Source organism: Caldicoprobacter faecalis (assembly GCF_900115765.1).
GTDB classification, from domain to species: domain Bacteria; phylum Bacillota; class Clostridia; order Caldicoprobacterales; family Caldicoprobacteraceae; genus Caldicoprobacter; species Caldicoprobacter oshimai.
Genome location: NZ_FOXR01000006.1, coordinates 48,396 through 66,069 on the forward strand (window position 1 = coordinate 48,396; position 17,674 = coordinate 66,069).

The window sequence follows — 17,674 nt, forward strand, 5'->3', positions numbered from 1 at the left end:
CAAGCTAAAAATTTAGAAAACGAGGGAATTTACAATGCTAAAACAAAACAACAGCATCTTGGGCGTAGATATCGGTTCCAGATTTATCAAAATGGTACAAGTTATGCAAAATGAAAATTCCAGTGAACATATAAAGCTTTTAAAATGGGGCTGCATTGAAGTTTCGGATATAGATGACGAGTTGGCTGGAAACAGGGAGAGTGAGTCTTATCTTGCACAGGCCATCAAGGATTGCTATAAGCAATATGGGTTTAGTACCAAAAAAGTGAGCCTGTGCCTGTCGGATTCGTCTATCATTTTCAGAGATATAGGGCTTCCGGAGATGAAGGATGAAGAGATAAAGGAAAATATAAAGTATGAGATGGCTGAGTACTTTTCAATAGATCCCGATAAATATGCCATCGCCTACAGGATACTGAAAAGGGATGGAAACGAGGGCAGGACGGTGCTGCGAGTGTTGGGCGTGGCGGCTCCTTTGGATCTGGTGGCAAGGTATGTGCGAATTCTTAAAAAGGCTGGATTAAAGCCCGAATACGTCGATATCAATATAAATGCCTATTTGAAGGCAACAAAGCTTTTGAATGAGATAGATAATATATCATCGAGCCGTGGAGTGTGTATCATGGATTACGGGTACAGTACACTGACCATATCCGTATTTGAGGGCGGAGCGCCTTTTGTCACCAGGACGGTGGATAAAAGCTGGGAAGCGGAAAATTTTGATGCAGTTGCGGCAGCTTTAAATCAAGTACTCGATTATTATTACAGCAGAAACTATACTTCGCGTATTGAGAAGGTGTGGGTTGTGGGAGGTGGCAGCCTTATAAAGGATCTGTGTCAATATCTATCATTCCAGACCGGTACGGATGTAAGGAGGGTAACTCCTCAGATGCTCAAGATAGAGTATGATAACGGCCAAGATTTTCCGGTGGGCATTTATTTTAAATCCATAGGTACCGCCATAAGAGAGGGCTGAGAGCATGAACGATATAAATTTGCTCAAGGATTTCTATCGCCCCAGGAAAACCATTAGAATTACATTGTTCATATTTGTTGCAGCCGCGGTTGCCGCTTTATTCTCATACTTTGGCATCGTCGTACCCTTGAGAGAAAAGCATGAGCTGGCTCTTATGGCATCGAATTTTTCGCAGATGAACGGCGAGTATGAAGCAATTGAAAAGGAATATACCGAACTTTCTAAACGCATGGAGGAGCTAAAAGAAAAAGCCAGCGGTATCAATCCCTTGATAGCCGGGCGGCAGTGGAGTGAGGTCTTCACACTTCTTGAACAGGCAATACCGCAGGGTGCGGCTTTGCGCAGCCTTTCATATGATGGAGATGCTGTGGTGCTGGAAGGTATCGCAACCGACGATGTCGAAATTGCTCGATTTATAGTAAACCTTAAAAAAACCGGTCTGTTTTCAACCGTCAGCCTCAAGAGGATTGATGGTGATGAAGGCGGACAGCTATTTCTCATGAACTGTAAATTCAATCCTTTGGACCACAAGTGACGGTAAATACGGCAGAAGGGTGATCGAAAATTGATACAGCTTACGAAACGGGAAAAGGTGTTCATTGCGATATTCATTGTGGTATTGGTTGTGGCAGTGTATTACGTATATTTCTACCAACCGCTGGTAAGGGATATAGAAGCCATGTCGGCCGAGATAGAGGCGGTCCAGGACATACCTGTGCTGAGCAAGTCAAAGCAGGAGCAGCTGGCAAGCCTTAAGCATGAGCATGAAGAGCTTTCAAAGCGGGTATCAGAAACGCTGGAGAGCTTGCGATCGCCCGACGACCAAGCCGGTCTGGTGGTGCATCTGTATCGGATTTTTTCGACCCGCTCGATCAGGGAACACATAGAGTTTGGGGATCTGGAGCAGCATACCGATTTTTCAGTGATGCCCGTCAGCGTGACTTTGAGTGCCAGTTACAGCGATTTTAAGTATATATTGAGGCAGCTTGAACAATCTCCTTATAAAAACCATATTCAGGCTTTGACGGTACAGGCACTGGATGGAGGCAGTACTGTCACCGTTAATATGTCCATCAAGTTCTATTTCAAGCCTATGCCGGCTGGACAAGAGCTGAACTATCCCTTTATGGATGGTTTATACGGTAGGCCCAATCCATTTCAATTGCCCGGGCAATAACTCTACTTTGAAGAAATGGCAAGGACATATGGCTCCGATTTCTATATGGCCAATTCAGATGAATGTGTGGTATAATTGTGGCAGCAAACTGTTTTTGAGGGGATTGGAGCGGTATGGCGGAGAATTCAAATGAGCTGACAAGGCCCAAAAATTATATGGAAGACGTGGTGTTTAAACACCTGGATAGTATCATCGCCAGCACAGACTGCTGCAGATGCCAGCGTTGTCGCATGGACATCGCTGCTTATGCACTAAATCAGCTTCCCAACAAATATGTGGTTACCCGCAAAGGAGAGGTATATTCCAAGATGCTTGAGCTTCAGCAGCAGTTTGAGGCCGATGTCATCATTGCCATTGTCAAGGCCATTGAGGTGGTAAAGAAAAACCCGCGGCATGACGATGAGGTGCTTGTCGAGAAAAATGAAAGCAAGAGTGAGCAAGTGCAATAACATCATATTAATTGGCTTTATGGGCACCGGCAAGACCACGGTAGGGAAGCTGCTGGCGCAGCGTATCGGATACCGCTTTGTTGATACTGATCAGGTAATCGAGCAAGAAGTAGGGCTTTCAATACCCGAGATATTCTTAAAGTATGGGGAACAGCACTTTCGCCAGCTGGAAAAGCAGGCCATCCGGCGAATTCTTACTCGCTCTGGCATGGTGCTTGCAACCGGTGGCGGGGCGGTGATGGATCCCGCCAATTTTTCGTTTTTGAAGGAAAAGGGATGTGTAATTGCGCTGGATGCGAGTGAAAATACCCTGTGGGAAAGGCTTAAAGCTGCGAAAGACCGACCAATGCTTTTTTCTGATAATCCACGGGAGAAAATGAAAAGCCTACTTGAAATGCGCCGTCCCGTCTATTATAAAGCCCATTTTGTTTTGCCTGTGGACGGGAAATCACCACAGGAGGTGGTGGACGACATCATCGCCATAATAAAACCAGAGGGAGGGGATGACCATACTGAATGATGTTATAAGATTTGGGCCGGCTGGGAATTCTGATTCATTCTATGAGCAGGGGTACAAATCCAGCGTGGACATGCCCAAATGGCTTCACGACATGGGCCTTACCGCCTACGAATATACCTGTACCCACGGGGTGAACATTGGTGAGGACACTGCCAGGGCTATCGGACAAGAGGCCCGAAAATGGAATATAGCGCTGAGCGTCCATGCGCCTTACTACATAAATCTGGTGGCGAAGGATAAGGATAAAAGGGCTAGAACTAAGCGGCACATGATGGATTCGCTTAGAGTGGCGCGCTGGATGGGCGCAAAGCGTGTGGTCTTTCACCCAGGTTCATGCTCAAAGATGGACAGGAGGACAGCGCTTGACATAGCGATTGATTTTCTGAAGGAGATTATCGACGAAGCCAGAGAGTTTATCGAAGAGGGGATACATCTTTGTCCCGAGACCATGGGTAAGGTAAACCAGCTGGGAACGGTTGATGAGGTGCTTGAGATGTGTTTGCTCCATGAGTCGCTCATACCTACGCTGGATTTTGGCCATATAAATGCCATGGGGCGCGGAAGCATCAGGTCGCGAGAGGATTACCTGAATATCATAAACAGGGCAAGAGAGGTTTTGGGGGAGGACAGGGCCAGATACTTCCATTGCCACTTCAGCAGGATAGAGTATTCAAATGGCGGGGAGAAAAGGCATTGGACCTTGAAGGATACGGAATATGGACCCGAATTTGAGCCGCTGGCCGAAGTGCTGGTGTCACTTGATTTGAAGCCCATAATAATATGTGAGTCCAGGGGAACCATGGCGGAAGACGCTGCACAGCTTAAAAAGATTGCCGACCAAAAAATCCATCTATTCAATGCTGGCATTTTGTGATAATATATTGGAGTGGAATTTTTGGTTTGGGCAGGGGTGCGCACAAGATGAGGGTGTTAGTGATAAATGGGCCCAATTTAAATCTTCTGGGCCAGCGTGAGCCTTCAGTGTATGGGAGTACCAGCCTGGATCATCTGGTAAGCATGTTAAAGGATCATGGCAAGGACCTGGGGATACAGGTGGATCACGTCCAATCCAACAGCGAAGGGGACATCATAGATGCTCTTCACAATGCCAGAGGCAGGTATGATGGCGCCATTCTCAACGCAGGTGCGTATACCCATTACAGCTATGCCATACGCGATGCGGTGGCTGCTGTGAAGCTGCCGGTCATAGAGGTACATATATCCAACGTATATGCCAGGGAAGAATTTCGCTCACGATCGGTGATAGCCCCGGTGTGCATAGGCCAGATCAGCGGTTTGGGTGTGGAAGGATACCTGTTGGCTTTGGATTATTTTGGTAAATATTTTAAACAGGTTGGACAAACTGATGGAGATGATAACACATGAAGATACCGGTGAGCAGATTGCTGGACCAAATGGAGAACCATGATGGAGGTATCAATGCAGCCCTGATCACCAACCCTGAAGATGTGGAATACTATTCCGGCTTTAGGGGAAATGGTGCTGTGCTTTTCGTGCATTCGCTGGTGCGCTACCTTATCGTTATCGATTCTGACGATAACCAGCAGTGTACGACAGATTGTTCGGGCTTTAAGGTTCTCAGTGCATCCTGGGACGAAGCCGTCAGTTTTCTTTCCGAATTGTGCAGCAAATTAGGAGTCCATAGCATATGGTTTGAAGAAAAGCATATTAATAAAGAAGAATACAGATTGCTAAAAGAGTCGTTAAATGGTGTGGAGCTCATACCGGGTGATGATTTTATCGAAAAAACTATTCTTAGGAAGGGAAGTGGTGATTATGGAGATGATTGCAGCAGGCGATTTCAGAAAAGGCGTAACCATTGAATTGGACGGGCAGGTATATACAATTGTCGATTTTCAGCACGTAAAGCCTGGAAAGGGCGCTGCATTTGTGCGTACCAAAATTAAGAACATAGTGACAGGTAACGTACTTGAGCGCACATTTAACCCTACCGAGAGAGTGCCCAGAGCTCATATAGAGACCAAAGAGATGCAGTATCTGTACAACGATGGCAACCTGTACTATTTTATGGATACCGAAACCTATGAACAGATACCTTTAAACAGGGATCAAGTGGAAGACGCCATGAAGTATATAAAGGAAAACATGATCGTCACCATCAAGTTTTATAAAGGAGTGCCTTTTACGGTGGAGCCGCCCAACTTTGTGGAGCTTAAAGTTATCGATACCGAGCCGGGCGTAAGGGGAGATACGGTGACAGGTGGTAGCAAACCGGCGACTTTGGAAACAGGGGCTGTCATTCAGGTTCCGCTGTTTGTCAATACTGGGGACGTGATCAGGATCGATACCAGAAACGACGAGTATATAGAAAGGGTTTAAGGGGAATAGTATAAAGTGAAATCATGCGTTTCAAGCCGGGATAGTTATACTATTTTAAAGGGAGGAAATTAAATGAACAACAATTTAGGAGAAAAGATGTCCTACATCAAAGGGTTGGCAGAAGGATTGGGGCTGCAAAAAGAAGATACAAAGGAAGCCAGGATACTTATAAACATCATCGAACTGCTGGAGGACGTGGTTGATGCCATCGATGCGCTTGAAGCTTCTCAGGCAGAGCAGGATGACTATCTTGATGCACTCAATGAAGATTTGACGAATATACAAAACGACATATACGGTGAAGATGAGGACGAGGATATGGATGAAGAGACCAACTATGTGGAAGTGACCTGTCCTCACTGCCATGAAACCGTATACTTTGATGAGGAGATGTTTGAAGAAGAGGATGACATTATCTGTCCCAACTGCAAAAAGCCAATATATGAAGAAGGGGAAGAGGAGTACGCCGAAGACGAAAGTGAGGAATGAACTGTTAAACAGAAGCTGGTGCAAAATGCACCGGCTTTTTTATTTTTGGTGATATTCTTTCCCTGCCTGACATAGATATTTATTAAAAGGGAGGACGAGTTGTATATGGAATACAGCAGATGGCCTTCCGGCGTTGCGTGGAAACGGGTAATACTCGATGCGCTGCCCGAAAACATTCAGAGGGTAATAGATGGAATTCCACAGGATATTGCCGAAAGCCTGGAGGAGATTCGGATACGGGAAGGACGGCCGATTGTCATACATGGCCGGGGCAAGAGCTATTATTTGGGGGCCGATGGGGGGCTGTGGCCTTCACCTGAAAAGGCCTATTATGTAACCCACAGGGATGTCCAAAGCATACTGCAGCGCATATCCAACTATTCCATATACGCGGTGGAGGAGGAATTGCGCAACGGATACATAACTTTGAGGGGTGGATACCGGGTGGGTCTGGCCGGCAAAGCCGTATTGGAAGGAGGCAAAATAAAGACATTAAAATACATAAATTCTTTTAACATACGCATATCCAGGGAAATAATAGGGGTTGCCGACAAAGTCATCCGCTACATCGTTTCAGGGGCAGAGGTGTACCATACCCTTGTGCTGTCTCCACCCCAAATGGGCAAGACCACTCTGATCCGCGATATTGCCAGGCAGCTAAGCGATGGTTTTCCAGGCTTTAGAGGCATAAAAGTTGGGATCGTGGACGAGCGTTCTGAAATAGCAGGGTGCTTCCAGGGCGTTCCACAGAACAACGTGGGACTTCAAACCGATGTACTGGATGCCTGCCCGAAGGCCGAGGGCATTATGATGCTCATTCGCTCCATGTCTCCTGCCGTTATAATAACCGACGAAATTGGCAAGGCGGAAGATGTGGAAGCCATTGAAGAGGCCCTTAATGCAGGTATAAAGATAATTACAACGGCCCACAGCAGCGATATAGGGGACGCACAGCGCCGGCCCATTCTCTCAAAGATTCTGGATAAGAAGATATTCCAAAGAATTATTGTACTGGGGAGTTCTCTGGGGGTGGGCACGGTTGAAAAGATATATGACGGCCACACTTTAAATAATCTGCTGGATAGGCCGATTCGTTGAGAGGGGGTAGCTGGGATGGTTTTTATCAAGATATTATCCAGCCTGGTGATAGTGGTGTGCTGTTCGTTTCTGGGGCTGCAGGCCGCAAATGCATATGCACTGAGGCTCAAGGAGCTCAGGATGCTGCGGATGGCATTTGCGCACCTGGAGAGCGAGGTTATAAACTACGCTACCTTTTTGCCCGAAGCGGTGGAAAGGGTGGCCGCTCTTTTGCACGGGGGAGTAAAGGAGTTTTTTTGTGACTTTAGCCGCAGGTTACAAAAAAGGAGCGGTGACACCGCTGCCGAGGCATGGGAGAAGGCCTTGAAGGGCTGGAAAAAACATCTGCATATAACGATGGAGGATACTCAAATTCTCCTGACCTTTGGGAAGGTGCTGGGAGTAAGCGATAGGGAGAGCCAGCAGAGGTATTTTCAAATCATTCAGAGCCAACTGAGAAACCAGGAGCAGAAGGCCGAGGAGGCCTGCTTGAAATACCAGACCATGTACAGGAATTTAGGGGTGTTAGGCGGGTTGGCCCTAGCCATCATACTGCTGTAACGGGGGGTGTGCATCACGATGAGCGTCGATATAATCTTTAAAATAGCTGCCATAGGCATATTGATCTCGGTACTGAACCATGTGCTCAACAGGGCGGGACGGGAGGAGATATCCATGATGGTCACTTTAGCGGGTATAGTGGTGGTTCTGCTAATGGTGATAGACATGATCAGCAAGCTGTTCAACAATGTCAAGAGCATATTCCAGCTTTACTGAGGAGTGCAGACAATGGATGTAGAGGTTTTTCAGCTGGTGGGATTGGGGATAGTGGCAGCCATTCTGGCCCTGGTATTGAAGCAGCACAAGCCTGAACTTGGCTTATTTATAGCAATTGCTGCAGGGGCCATAATACTGCTCATGGTGACGGGAAGGCTTGTGGCCATAGTTACCGTGCTGGATGACATGGCCCGGCGGGCCAACCTGGACCAGGCGCACCTGTCTGTGGTGCTGAAGGCCATAGGCATTGCTTATATTACCGAATTTGGTGCCCAGGTATGCAAGGATGCGGGGGAAAACTCCATAGCTTCCAAGATAGAGCTGGGCGGTAAGATTATAATACTTAGTTTGACCCTTCCCATCCTTGTGGGATTGATTGAAGTGATATTGCAAGTTCTCACTTGAGGGGAATAAAGACATGAAAGCCTGCTGTATCTTTTTGCTGTTTTTGATGTGCCTGCCGGTGACGGCATTTGCGCAACCTGATACTTATGGCGGTCCGGAGGATATAAGAGAACAAATGCAGTTAGCCATAGACCGACAGCTGGAAGGGCTAAACGTTGAAAGATGGGATGAGTTCATAGAAGAGATTCAGCAGCAGGGCAACCCGGCCTTCCAGGAGGGCAATGCCCGTGACCTGATAAAAAAAATATTAACAGGCGAATTCAGCTTGAACCTCAGAGACTTCTGGATTCATATAACCCGCATCTTTTACAGAGAGGTTATGGCAAATTTAGGCTTGATGGCAAAGATAATCGCTCTGGCCGTGGTCTGCGGCGTACTTAAAAACATGCAGGATTCATTTCAGAGCGTTTCGGCGGCTGAAGTAGCTTATTTTGTATGCTACATGGTGGTGATGCTCATGGTCATACACAGCATCATGTCGGCGATGGAGATTGGGAGGAGAGCCGTCGACGCCATGGCTTCATTTACCCAGAGCTTTTTTCCTGTCCTGCTGGCACTGCTGGTCTCGGTAGGCGGAATTACCTCTTCTGCGCTTTTGAACCCCACCATCGGCTTATTGGTAGGTTTCATGGGCATGGTGCTCGAGCATGTCATGTTTCCTTTGATACTTGCTTCGGTAGTCATCATTATGATAAACCACATCAGCGACAAGGTTCAGCTCAATCGCTTGAGCTCGCTGCTAAAAAACGTTTGCGAATGGGCCCTGGGTCTCATATTTACCGTGTTTGTAGGTGCCCTGACCGTTCAAGGGGTGATGGCGGCGTCGATTGATGGGATATCCATCAGGACGGCCAAATTCGCGGTCGATACCTTTGTGCCCGTCGTAGGTAAAATGTTTGCACAGGCCGTCGACATGGTTGTGAATTGTTCGTTGCTGATAAAAAACGCGGTGGGCCTCATGGGTTTGCTGGTCATAGCGTCCATATGCCTGTATCCGGTGCTCAAGATACTGTGCGTCATGGCGATATACAAGCTTGCCAGCGCAGTCCTGGAGCCGGTGACCGACAAGCGCATTGCAGACTGCCTGAATGACATTGGCAACATGATGATAATAATCGCGATAACAGTAGCCGGGATGGCCATGGTATTTTTCTTGGCGATAACATTGGTCATAGGGGTTGGGAACGCTGCTACCATGATGAGATAGCTTTGTGGTGACGCCTTGGTACAACATGGCGACTGATGCTGATGGAAGTTTCTGTTATTGTGAGGAAAATAAAAGCTTGAATATGGTACATCTGCAAGGAGGTGGTAAAAGGTGTGAACCCTTCAATTGGCAGGTGGATTATCAATTTGGCCGTGATAAGCATGCTGGGCGTAGCGGTAGACCTGTTGCTTCCAAGCGGCAGCATGAAGAGGTATGTCAGGTTTTTGATAGGCATAACAATCTTGACTGCAATGTTAAAGCCAATCTTTCAAGCGTTTGACCAGTTGCCGAATTTAGAGAGATATACTGCTCAGGCTTTTGCAACCATGGATTTTGCCGATGTGAGCTACCAGGTAAAATGGCTGGAAGGCCAGCAACAGCGTGAAATAATGGATTATTTTGTAGAGAGTATGGAATCGCATATGGAACAGCAAATCAAACAGTTCAAAGGCTATGAGCACGTAAAGGTAAACGTACAAATGAATGAGAAGTTCCATCATGATAACCGATTGTCGGATATTCTGAAGGTGTATGTGGACATCGGCGTTTCTGCAGGCAGCCATATCGAACCGGTACGCATCAAGGTAGACACAAAGGATGTCGATATTCCGCATTCTGATAAGCCTATCAAAGAGTCAAAGGACGAGCAGGAGATAAAGGCGCTTCTATCCAGCATATACGGTGTTGATCAAAATAGGATAGAGGTGCGCTTTCAATCCACTGCACACAAGAGTCCAAGCGATAATAAACAAAGGGTTCAGGAGGGAGAATTGCCGTGAAGCAGGTTGGCTTTTTGAAGGCCATAACAGAAAAGCTTAAGAATTTAAAAAACGTGGAAATAGTAATAGCTGTATTGTTTGTGGCGGTGGTGCTCAGCGTATATGCATCGAGCTTTAACCGGGCGTCTCCTTCCGTACCCAACCCTGATGACGGAGCCAATAGAGGCGTACAATGGGTGGAGCAGGATACATATGAAGACCAGCAGGAGCTCAAGCTGCAAAAAAAGCTGTCGGCCATCAAAGGAGTGGGAAGGGTAGAGGTCATGATCACGTATAAGTCAAGCAAGGAAATCGTCCCCGCTATGAATACTACCCAATCGGAGACGGTGACCGAGGAACAGGATAGCAATGGGGGGACGCGAAGGGTATCCCAACGGGATGTAAACAGCCAGACCGTTACGATCGGTGAAACCGGTAACGCCAAACCGCTGGTGATCAAAGAGATGGAGCCCGAGATCAAGGGCGTAATAGTCATTGCCGAGGGCGCAAAGGACATACGCGTAAAGCTTGACCTTATAAGGGCGGTTCAAACAGCCCTGGGGGTCAGCCCCCAGCAGGTTGAAGTGTTTGAAATGGAAACAAATAAAATGAAGGAGTGATGGAGATGTTGGTGATAAAGAGAAAGAGCGTGGTTATGGGAATTCTTATCGTATTGCTGATCATCACGGGTTATCTAAACCTTGTTTACAATCAAAGCGTGCTGAATGGGCAGGATGCACAGGAAGCGGTGAGTCAACAGGGTAAAGAGGATGGGATAGCTGTCAAGGACAAAGAAGGTTCATCTGAAGAAGAGGACGATACGGCCGAAGTGGCAGCCGTCAGTTCAGCGAATTTCTTTGCAAGCTACAGGCAGGAGCGGGAGAATACTCGTAAGGAGGAGATTGAGTACATACGCGAAATCCTGGATAACCCGGCATCGGATCCCGAGATGAAGAAGGAAGCGCAGGCACAGCTGCTTGAAATAACCAAAAACATGGAGAAAGAGCTGGCCATAGAGGCTCTGATTAAAGCCAAAGGTTTTAAGGATGTGGTGGTGATTCTACACAAAGATTCGGTGAACGTCATTGTGGATAAACCAGAACTGAAGCAGGAGGAGGTTGCACAGATTTTGGATATAGTGCGGCGAGAATCCGGACATAAACCTGAAAATATAAAAATTATACCCAAAATATGAAGGAAGAAGTTTGTAAAACAGCGCCTATTCTGCTATAATAACATTGTGTAAAATGTGTAGGAGGTGAGCGACGTGTCAGAGGTTACGCAGAACAAAACTGAAGAATACGGGAAAGTGACGTTTGCGGATGAAGTGGTGGCTATCATCGCGGGGCTGGCTGCTACCGAGGTAAAAGGCGTTGCAGCCATGAGCGGTAGCGTGGCAGGAGGCATAGCCGAGAAGCTAGGGCGCAAGAATTTGACCAAAGGAGTAAAGGTGGAGGTAGGCGAGAAAGAGGCCGCTATTGACCTGTATATCATCGTCGATTACGGCGTTAGGATACCCGAGGTGGCCTGGAATATTCAAGAAAACGTGAAAAAAGCAGTGGAGACCATGACGGGATTGTCGGTAGTAGAGGTTAACGTTCACGTTCAGGGCGTCAATTTTGATAGGGAAGTCAAGGAAGAGGATGTGAGCAAGAAACAATAGAATACATAAATCCTGACCCTCTGATCCTGTCAGAGGGTTAATTTTAGCAAAACTTTGGTAAATAAAGTAAATAAAATAGAGCATTTGGTGGTTAAAGAGTTTTTACAAAGGAGTCTGAAAAACAGGCTTGTGAATGGGGAGGAAAACATATGAAGATAAGCTGGCTCGAGAGGGCCCTGTTGGTGGTGTATACCTTTGTCGTTGCGCTGGTTTCGCTGGTACTGATGGCCATAGCAGTGGGGGTTATACCGTTTGCTCGTGCAGTCGAATACATAAACAATATTCAATATGATTGGGATTTTAGACTTGCGCTCTTCATCGTCTCTTTTGTTTTTTTGTTGACAAGCTTGAAGCTCCTGTTTTTGAAGCGAAAGCGTACAACCTTTGCTGGTACACTCATTAAGAACACAGAACTGGGCATGATAAGAGTATCGATAAATACATTGGATACGCTGGTACAAAAAGCCGTAAGGGGATTTGGTGAGGTCAAAGACGTCAGAAGCTTGGTGGTTGCCGAACCTGACGGCGTAAGGGTGCGCCTTAACATGCAGCTTATGCCGGATGTCAATATACCCGAGATAAGCCAGGCCATACAGAAAAAGGTTAAGGAGTACGTCGAGTCTACCGCAGGCATTATAGTAAAAGAGGTATATGTTTATATAGATAACCTTGCTGCCCTTCAACGTTCGAGGGTAGAATAAGGAGGGAGCCCCCTGTGGAACGAGAGGACATGCATGCCTTTTTTAAATCTCACAAGGGAAAAATAGTAGGGGTGTTGGCCGGGCTGCTTTTCGGAATACTTGTACTGGCGGTAGGGTTCTGGCGGTCGGTCTTTTTGGCCATATGCGTAACTGTGGGGTATGTGATAGGAAGCGTGTACGACGGGGGCAGCAAGCTCCGCATGTTTTTAAGAAAGATGTTTTTCAACGATTTGACATAGAATCGTATTGCGCTTTAAATTATAGCGGCGTTTGGGAGGAAAAACATGGCTAGAAAAGACGCAAGGGAAGTGGCCATGAAGTTTTTATACCAGAAAGAGCTGGCGGGAGAAGCAGACCTTGATTCCTTGCTTAGGATGGAGCCACACTACTCTATACACGAAAAGGACAGAGAATATATATTAAATTTGGTAAATTTGTTTGAAAGGTATGCACAGGAAATCGACGGACATATAAAGTCTTTTTCTAAAGGATGGGAATTTAACAGGATTGCCAAGGTGGACCTGGCTATATTGCGGTTGGCGCTGTGTGAAATCTTATATCGCCCTGATATTCCTGTAAGCGTTTCCATAAACGAGGCTGTGGAACTGGCCAAAAAATTCAGCGGGGATAAATCCGGCAAGTTTGTCAATGGAGTGCTGGGCGGTTTCATTCGCTCTAATCAGATTGCAACAGATGAGCAAACTGCATCAGAAGAGAAGATTACAACAGAGGAGCAAATTGCATCAGAGGAAAAGGTTGAAGCGGAGGAGAAGCCACAGTGAAATACATCCTTGGCATGGATACCAGCTGCTATACCACGTCTGTGGCGCTGGTGGATTTGGATGGGAATGTCCTGTTAAACAGGCAGATCCCACTGGAGGTGGAGCTGGGACAGAGGGGCCTGCAGCAATCAAAGGCGTTGTTTCAGCACCTTCATCGTTTACCTGACATTGCTAGTGAGATTGTCAGGGTTATCGATCCTAAAAATGAACTGGCAGCCGTGTGTGCCACCTGCAGACCACGTCCGGTTGAAGGCTCCTACATGCCGGTGTTTATGGTATCCCACCTTACAGGACAGGCTTTTGCAAGCATGCTTGGCATTCCCTATTACTCTGTCAGCCACCAGGAAAGCCATATCCAGGCGGGAATCTTTTCGGCTGGAGGGCCATACAGCCAACGCTTTTTGGCCATACATCTGTCTGGCGGCACGTCAGAGCTGCTTAAGGTGACCGATAGAGGTACAGCTTTTGAAATTGAAATAATTGGTGCAACTCAGGACCTCCATGCCGGCCAGTTTGTCGACAGGGTGGGAGTGGCAATGGGGCTTCCGTTTCCGGCGGGAGCCTATCTGGAAGAGCTGGCACGAAAAGGAAAGGATGGATATGTCACCATCCCTTTTTCTGTTAAAGGGTTGACAATAAGCTTTTCGGGGCCGGAGGCGCATGCTCACAGGCTGCTTGCTCAGGGTATCGACAAGGAAGATGTGGCCATGGCGGTGTATAACTGCCTCGTGAATACCCTTGAGAGGTGGATTCTGAATGCAATGGATAACCTGGACATGGATACAAAAGATGTGCTTCTGGTTGGAGGCGTGGCATCAAGCGCCATACTTCGTCAAAAGCTAGTTGATAGGCTAAAAAAGCGGGATGAAGCCATACGCCTTTACTTCGCGGATCCATTGCTGTCAAGGGATAACGCGGTGGGCACCGCGCTTTTGGGATTGAAGCTTTACAAGGGCGTACCGCCGATGTTAAAGTAGGCCGGGTATGCAATTTAAACTCTGCTATTTGGCTTATAGATAGTAGGATCGATTACTTATCGAAACTTTTGAGAAGTCGTTCATTTAAATATATTCCAGGTGTCTTTTGAAATAAACATCAAATATAGAAAGGCATTAGTAAGGTATCGAATGATGGAATATCCAAGCAGACACAGAAGAGGTCGGTTTGCGGGAGGAGGATAATATTGGAAGCCAAGATAATTGATGGAAAAGATTTGTCAAATCGATTGAGAGAAGATATAAAGTCAAGAGTAGAGAAGTTAAAGCAAAATGGGATTATCCCGGGGTTGGCCGTTATTCTCGTGGGGAATGACCCTGCATCTGCTGTATATGTCCGTAACAAGGAAAGGGCCTGCAATGGGGTGGGAATATACTCGCGGGTGATCAAGCTGGATGAGAATACGTCCCAGGAGGCCTTGCTGGAATACATATACAGGCTAAACGTTGACGAAACGATACACGGCATACTTGTACAGCTGCCCTTGCCGCCACAGATAGATCCCAATGCAGTCATAAACGCCATTGATCCTGCCAAGGATGTTGATGGTTTTCACCCGGTCAACATGGGGCGGCTGGTGATAGGGGAAGAGTGTTTTGAACCCTGTACTCCAAAAGGCATCATTCGGCTTATACAGGAGACCGGGCAGCCCATAGCTGGCAAGCACGCCGTGGTAATAGGGAGGAGCAATATAGTCGGAAAGCCAGTGGCCTTGATGCTACTTCGACATAACGCCACCGTTACGCTTTGCCATTCAAAAACCGCCAATCTGAGGGAAATAGCCCGTCAAGCGGATATACTGGTGGTTGCGGTGGGAAGGCCCAACCTGGTGGACAGCAGCTTTATAAAACAAGGGGCTATAGTAATAGACGTGGGGATAAACAGGGTGGACGATAAGCTGGTGGGTGATGTCAATTTCCAGGATGCCTGCCATGTGGCGGGGTGGATCACGCCTGTACCGGGTGGAGTTGGGCCAATGACCATTACCATGCTTTTGGAAAACACGGTTTTGGCAGCGGAGAGAAAATGGGTAGGGTGATCTTTTCAGTCCATCAAATAAACGAATATGTACGCGGTTTGCTGGGGCGAGACCCCATACTGCAGGATGTGTGGGTGCGTGGGGAGATTTCCAATCTGAAGATTCACTCCTCAGGGCATATATATTTTACTCTGAAGGACGAACAGGACAGGATACGCTGCGTGCTGTTTAGGCAAAATCAAAGGGATATGGCCTTTATACCATCTGATGGCATGAGAGTGCTGGTAAGGGGCCAGGTATCGCTTTACTGCAAGGATGGACAGTACCAGATATACGTGATGGGCATCGAAAAGGACGGCATAGGTAAGCTGTATCTAGCTTTCGAAGCCCTAAAGCAGCGGTTGAAAGCTGAAGGGCTTTTTGATGCGCAACATAAAAAGCCCATTCCTCCTTTCCCCAGAAAAATAGCGGTTATCACCTCGCCTACGGGGGCGGCGGTTCGAGATATAATAAAGGTGGTGCGGCGCAGATGTCCATGTGTGGACATACTGGTGGTTCCCGTGCTGGTGCAGGGTTCTGCGGCTCCCGCCCAGATAGAGGCCGCCCTGGACTATGTCAATACGAGAGACGATATCGATACCATCATTTTGGGCAGAGGGGGAGGCTCGCTGGAGGAGCTGTGGGCTTTCAACGAAGAGGTTGTGGCCCGGGCAATCTGGCGCTCGAGGATTCCGGTGATATCGGCTGTGGGGCACGAGACCGACTTCACCATAGCCGATTTTGTGGCAGACCTGAGGGCACCCACCCCTTCGGCCGCTGCCGAGATGGCGGTACCGATGCTCCAGCATCTGCAGGAGATGCTGGCCGGGCTAAACGTTCGGCTGATGGAAGCCATGCGCAACATGCTGCTGCACAAGAGAAAAGGCCTGGAGCATCTCCAGTCGAGCTACGTGTTTCGATATCCCGACAGGATTATGCAGCAGCGCAAACAGCAGCTGGATCAGGCGTATACAAGGCTTTGTGCTGCCTTCAACGATATATTATCCAACAAAAGGGAGAGGCTTTCGCGGTTGGCGGCAGCGCTGGATGCGTTGAGCCCTCTGGCCGTTTTGGGACGTGGCTATGCCGTTGTAACTTTGAGGCCGTCTGAGAGGGTGGTGTATTCCGTAACGTCGCTGAAACAGGGCGATGGCATTACGGTACATTTTAAGGATGGGCGTGCCGATTGCAGAGTAGAGAAAATAGAGGGTGGGGTGTATGGGGTAAGATGAGTCGGGAACGTGATAGGGCTGTATCGGAGTTGACGTTTGAAGAAGCGCTGAGGGAGCTGGAAATCATAGTATCGCGCCTTGAATCAAGCGATTTATCGCTGGATGAGGCCATTGAGCTGTTTAAACGAGGGGTCAGCCTTTCTGCTCACTGCAACGCAAAGCTGGAGAGGGCTGAAGGGATGGTAAAACTGCTTATACAAAATCAGGGGAAAATCGAAGAGGTGCCTTTTATGCCTGTAGAGGGAGATGAGGTATGAATTTTGATGAGATATACAGCAGTAAACTGGCGCTGGTGGAAGATGCTTTAAAGAAATTGATGGAGCGGCACAAGGAGTGCCCGCCGACCTTGTTTAAGGCCATGAATTACAGCTTGTTTGCTGGTGGAAAACGTATAAGACCCGTGCTGCTGCTTTCGGCCCATGAATTGGTGGGAGGAAACGTCGAGGAATCCATGGCACTGGCCTGCGGCCTGGAGATGATTCACACTTATTCTCTGATACACGACGACCTGCCGGCCATGGACGACGATGACCTGCGCAGGGGTATGCCAACCAATCATAAGGTTTTCGGAGAGGGAATGGCCATACTGGCAGGCGATGCCCTGCTCAATCTGGCTTATGAGGTTTTCCTGGAAAACGCCATGAAATATCCCTACAAGCTGGAGCGGCATGTAAGGGCGGCTTTTGTGATAGCTAGGGCTGCCGGGCTTCACGGCATGATTGGGGGACAAGTAGCTGACCTTGAACAGGAGGGAAAAGATGTCCAGCCCGATATGCTTTACTATATCCACACCCACAAGACCGGGGCGCTGATTGAAGCCGCCGTCAGGGCGGGGGCGATACTTGAGCCCATCGAAGGGGATGTTGAGGATGCCGTTGCAAAGTACGGACAAAAGCTTGGGCTGGCATTTCAAATAGTAGATGATATCTTGGATGTTACAGGGGATGCAGCCAGTATGGGGAAAAATCCGAGCAGGGATGAGGCGCGCAAAAAGCCACTTTTCCAGCTCTGTATGGCCTGGGGGAATCGCGGCGTATGGCACGGGACTTGATTGAAGAAGCGGTAAGCCATCTGGAACGTTTTGGT

27 protein-coding genes are annotated in these 17,674 nt (G+C 47.8%); all 27 read left to right on the top strand.

The window, feature by feature from the left end:
* Positions 1 to 34: 34 nt before the first annotated feature.
* The 27 genes from pilM to BM241_RS04135 all read left to right on the top strand — a co-directional run bounded on the left by pilM (position 35) and on the right by BM241_RS04135 (position 17,639).
* The gene (gene pilM / locus BM241_RS04005) at positions 35 to 976 is read left to right on the top strand and encodes a type IV pilus biogenesis protein PilM (protein WP_025746481.1); all 942 of its coding nucleotides are present in this window, start codon (positions 35 to 37) and stop codon (positions 974 to 976) included.
* A 4-nt stretch (positions 977 to 980) separates the two neighbouring features.
* Positions 981 to 1,511 (top strand): PilN domain-containing protein, encoded by a 531-nt coding sequence (locus tag BM241_RS04010; protein ID WP_025746482.1) that lies wholly within the window; start codon positions 981 to 983, stop codon positions 1,509 to 1,511.
* A gap of 30 nt (positions 1,512 to 1,541) precedes the next feature.
* Complete coding sequence (locus BM241_RS04015; RefSeq protein WP_025746483.1) at positions 1,542 to 2,153, top strand: hypothetical protein; 612 nt, start codon at positions 1,542 to 1,544, stop codon at positions 2,151 to 2,153.
* Positions 2,154 to 2,266: 113 nt separating this feature from the next.
* The gene (locus tag BM241_RS04020; protein WP_092282073.1) at positions 2,267 to 2,602 is read left to right on the top strand and encodes a late competence development ComFB family protein; all 336 of its coding nucleotides are present in this window, start codon (positions 2,267 to 2,269) and stop codon (positions 2,600 to 2,602) included.
* Entirely contained in the window at positions 2,574 to 3,122 is a 549-nt protein-coding gene (locus BM241_RS04025) for a shikimate kinase (RefSeq protein WP_177206084.1), read from the top strand. Before BM241_RS04020 ends, BM241_RS04025 begins: the two co-directional genes overlap by 29 nt.
* Positions 3,106 to 3,996, top strand: coding sequence for a TIM barrel protein (locus BM241_RS04030; RefSeq protein WP_092282075.1), 891 nt, complete (start codon positions 3,106 to 3,108; stop codon positions 3,994 to 3,996). Before BM241_RS04025 ends, BM241_RS04030 begins: the two co-directional genes overlap by 17 nt.
* A 47-nt stretch (positions 3,997 to 4,043) precedes the next feature.
* The gene (aroQ, locus tag BM241_RS04035) at positions 4,044 to 4,508 is read left to right on the top strand and encodes a type II 3-dehydroquinate dehydratase (protein WP_025746487.1); all 465 of its coding nucleotides are present in this window, start codon (positions 4,044 to 4,046) and stop codon (positions 4,506 to 4,508) included.
* Positions 4,505 to 4,966 (top strand): aminopeptidase P family N-terminal domain-containing protein, encoded by a 462-nt coding sequence (locus BM241_RS04040; RefSeq protein WP_092282076.1) that lies wholly within the window; start codon positions 4,505 to 4,507, stop codon positions 4,964 to 4,966. The genes aroQ and BM241_RS04040 overlap by 4 nt, the downstream gene beginning before the upstream one ends.
* A complete protein-coding gene (efp, locus tag BM241_RS04045; protein WP_025746489.1) occupies positions 4,926 to 5,483 on the top strand; it encodes an elongation factor P in 558 nt (185 codons plus the stop codon). The genes BM241_RS04040 and efp overlap by 41 nt, the downstream gene beginning before the upstream one ends.
* A gap of 72 nt (positions 5,484 to 5,555) precedes the next feature.
* Positions 5,556 to 5,972, top strand: a complete 417-nt coding sequence (locus BM241_RS04050) for a CD1247 N-terminal domain-containing protein (RefSeq protein WP_092282077.1) — start codon at positions 5,556 to 5,558, stop codon at positions 5,970 to 5,972.
* Positions 5,973 to 6,077: 105 nt separating this feature from the next.
* Positions 6,078 to 7,070: a stage III sporulation protein AA gene (spoIIIAA, locus tag BM241_RS04055; protein ID WP_025746491.1), complete on the top strand. Its 993-nt coding sequence runs from the start codon at positions 6,078 to 6,080 to the stop codon at positions 7,068 to 7,070.
* A 15-nt stretch (positions 7,071 to 7,085) separates the two neighbouring features.
* A complete protein-coding gene (locus tag BM241_RS04060; protein WP_025746492.1) occupies positions 7,086 to 7,610 on the top strand; it encodes a hypothetical protein in 525 nt (174 codons plus the stop codon).
* A gap of 18 nt (positions 7,611 to 7,628) precedes the next feature.
* The gene (spoIIIAC, locus tag BM241_RS04065) at positions 7,629 to 7,826 is read left to right on the top strand and encodes a stage III sporulation protein AC (RefSeq protein ID WP_025746493.1); all 198 of its coding nucleotides are present in this window, start codon (positions 7,629 to 7,631) and stop codon (positions 7,824 to 7,826) included.
* Between the two features lie 12 nt (positions 7,827 to 7,838).
* Complete coding sequence (gene spoIIIAD, locus BM241_RS04070; RefSeq protein ID WP_092282078.1) at positions 7,839 to 8,231, top strand: stage III sporulation protein AD; 393 nt, start codon at positions 7,839 to 7,841, stop codon at positions 8,229 to 8,231.
* Positions 8,232 to 8,244: 13 nt separating this feature from the next.
* Entirely contained in the window at positions 8,245 to 9,438 is a 1,194-nt protein-coding gene (gene spoIIIAE / locus BM241_RS04075; RefSeq protein ID WP_092282079.1) for a stage III sporulation protein AE, read from the top strand.
* Between the two features lie 113 nt (positions 9,439 to 9,551).
* On the top strand, positions 9,552 to 10,217 hold the full coding sequence (gene spoIIIAF / locus BM241_RS04080; RefSeq protein WP_025746496.1) for a stage III sporulation protein AF: 666 nt from the start codon (positions 9,552 to 9,554) through the stop codon (positions 10,215 to 10,217).
* Complete coding sequence (locus BM241_RS04085; RefSeq protein ID WP_092282080.1) at positions 10,214 to 10,816, top strand: hypothetical protein; 603 nt, start codon at positions 10,214 to 10,216, stop codon at positions 10,814 to 10,816. Before spoIIIAF ends, BM241_RS04085 begins: the two co-directional genes overlap by 4 nt.
* 5 nt (positions 10,817 to 10,821) lie before the next feature.
* Positions 10,822 to 11,391: a SpoIIIAH-like family protein gene (locus BM241_RS04090; RefSeq protein ID WP_025746498.1), complete on the top strand. Its 570-nt coding sequence runs from the start codon at positions 10,822 to 10,824 to the stop codon at positions 11,389 to 11,391.
* A 72-nt stretch (positions 11,392 to 11,463) separates the two neighbouring features.
* The gene (locus BM241_RS04095) at positions 11,464 to 11,859 is read left to right on the top strand and encodes an Asp23/Gls24 family envelope stress response protein (protein WP_025746499.1); all 396 of its coding nucleotides are present in this window, start codon (positions 11,464 to 11,466) and stop codon (positions 11,857 to 11,859) included.
* Between the two features lie 149 nt (positions 11,860 to 12,008).
* Positions 12,009 to 12,560, top strand: coding sequence for an alkaline shock response membrane anchor protein AmaP (gene amaP, locus BM241_RS04100; protein ID WP_092282081.1), 552 nt, complete (start codon positions 12,009 to 12,011; stop codon positions 12,558 to 12,560).
* Between the two features lie 14 nt (positions 12,561 to 12,574).
* Positions 12,575 to 12,799 carry a DUF2273 domain-containing protein gene (locus BM241_RS04105; RefSeq protein ID WP_025746501.1) on the top strand — a complete coding sequence of 75 codons (225 nt, stop codon included), beginning with the start codon at positions 12,575 to 12,577 and terminating at the stop codon, positions 12,797 to 12,799.
* Positions 12,800 to 12,844: 45 nt separating this feature from the next.
* Complete coding sequence (nusB, locus tag BM241_RS04110; RefSeq protein WP_092282082.1) at positions 12,845 to 13,342, top strand: transcription antitermination factor NusB; 498 nt, start codon at positions 12,845 to 12,847, stop codon at positions 13,340 to 13,342.
* Positions 13,339 to 14,319, top strand: coding sequence for a tRNA (adenosine(37)-N6)-threonylcarbamoyltransferase complex transferase subunit TsaD (locus BM241_RS04115; protein ID WP_242948243.1), 981 nt, complete (start codon positions 13,339 to 13,341; stop codon positions 14,317 to 14,319). Before nusB ends, BM241_RS04115 begins: the two co-directional genes overlap by 4 nt.
* Before the next feature lie 206 nt (positions 14,320 to 14,525).
* The gene (gene folD / locus BM241_RS04120) at positions 14,526 to 15,377 is read left to right on the top strand and encodes a bifunctional methylenetetrahydrofolate dehydrogenase/methenyltetrahydrofolate cyclohydrolase FolD (protein WP_092282083.1); all 852 of its coding nucleotides are present in this window, start codon (positions 14,526 to 14,528) and stop codon (positions 15,375 to 15,377) included.
* Positions 15,365 to 16,588: an exodeoxyribonuclease VII large subunit gene (gene xseA, locus BM241_RS04125; protein ID WP_092282084.1), complete on the top strand. Its 1,224-nt coding sequence runs from the start codon at positions 15,365 to 15,367 to the stop codon at positions 16,586 to 16,588. The genes folD and xseA overlap by 13 nt, the downstream gene beginning before the upstream one ends.
* Entirely contained in the window at positions 16,585 to 16,845 is a 261-nt protein-coding gene (xseB, locus tag BM241_RS04130; protein WP_092282085.1) for an exodeoxyribonuclease VII small subunit, read from the top strand. The genes xseA and xseB overlap by 4 nt, the downstream gene beginning before the upstream one ends.
* Complete coding sequence (locus tag BM241_RS04135) at positions 16,842 to 17,639, top strand: polyprenyl synthetase family protein (protein WP_242948244.1); 798 nt, start codon at positions 16,842 to 16,844, stop codon at positions 17,637 to 17,639. Before xseB ends, BM241_RS04135 begins: the two co-directional genes overlap by 4 nt.
* Positions 17,640 to 17,674 lie beyond the last annotated feature (35 nt).

Excerpts from the sequence above, each read along its gene's own strand:
- pilM (WP_025746481.1), top strand. The coding sequence starts at position 35 with ATGCTAAAACAAAACAACAGCATCTTGGGCGTAGATATCGGTTCCAGA.
- xseB (WP_092282085.1), top strand. The coding sequence starts at position 16,585 with ATGAGTCGGGAACGTGATAGGGCTGTATCGGAGTTGACGTTTGAAGAA.
- BM241_RS04040 (WP_092282076.1), top strand. The coding sequence starts at position 4,505 with ATGAAGATACCGGTGAGCAGATTGCTGGACCAAATGGAGAACCATGAT.
- BM241_RS04050 (WP_092282077.1), top strand. The coding sequence starts at position 5,556 with ATGAACAACAATTTAGGAGAAAAGATGTCCTACATCAAAGGGTTGGCA.
- BM241_RS04060 (WP_025746492.1), top strand. The coding sequence starts at position 7,086 with ATGGTTTTTATCAAGATATTATCCAGCCTGGTGATAGTGGTGTGCTGT.
- BM241_RS04135 (WP_242948244.1), top strand. The coding sequence starts at position 16,842 with ATGAATTTTGATGAGATATACAGCAGTAAACTGGCGCTGGTGGAAGAT.
- BM241_RS04020 (WP_092282073.1), top strand. The coding sequence starts at position 2,267 with ATGGCGGAGAATTCAAATGAGCTGACAAGGCCCAAAAATTATATGGAA.
- efp (WP_025746489.1), top strand. The coding sequence starts at position 4,926 with ATGATTGCAGCAGGCGATTTCAGAAAAGGCGTAACCATTGAATTGGAC.
- nusB (WP_092282082.1), top strand. The coding sequence starts at position 12,845 with ATGGCTAGAAAAGACGCAAGGGAAGTGGCCATGAAGTTTTTATACCAG.
- BM241_RS04025 (WP_177206084.1), top strand. The coding sequence starts at position 2,574 with ATGAAAGCAAGAGTGAGCAAGTGCAATAACATCATATTAATTGGCTTT.
- aroQ (WP_025746487.1), top strand. The coding sequence starts at position 4,044 with ATGAGGGTGTTAGTGATAAATGGGCCCAATTTAAATCTTCTGGGCCAG.
- spoIIIAD (WP_092282078.1), top strand. The coding sequence starts at position 7,839 with ATGGATGTAGAGGTTTTTCAGCTGGTGGGATTGGGGATAGTGGCAGCC.
- BM241_RS04010 (WP_025746482.1), top strand. The coding sequence starts at position 981 with ATGAACGATATAAATTTGCTCAAGGATTTCTATCGCCCCAGGAAAACC.
- spoIIIAC (WP_025746493.1), top strand. The coding sequence starts at position 7,629 with ATGAGCGTCGATATAATCTTTAAAATAGCTGCCATAGGCATATTGATC.
- BM241_RS04090 (WP_025746498.1), top strand. The coding sequence starts at position 10,822 with ATGTTGGTGATAAAGAGAAAGAGCGTGGTTATGGGAATTCTTATCGTA.
- amaP (WP_092282081.1), top strand. The coding sequence starts at position 12,009 with ATGAAGATAAGCTGGCTCGAGAGGGCCCTGTTGGTGGTGTATACCTTT.
- spoIIIAE (WP_092282079.1), top strand. The coding sequence starts at position 8,245 with ATGAAAGCCTGCTGTATCTTTTTGCTGTTTTTGATGTGCCTGCCGGTG.
- BM241_RS04030 (WP_092282075.1), top strand. The coding sequence starts at position 3,106 with ATGACCATACTGAATGATGTTATAAGATTTGGGCCGGCTGGGAATTCT.
- xseA (WP_092282084.1), top strand. The coding sequence starts at position 15,365 with ATGGGTAGGGTGATCTTTTCAGTCCATCAAATAAACGAATATGTACGC.
- spoIIIAA (WP_025746491.1), top strand. The coding sequence starts at position 6,078 with ATGGAATACAGCAGATGGCCTTCCGGCGTTGCGTGGAAACGGGTAATA.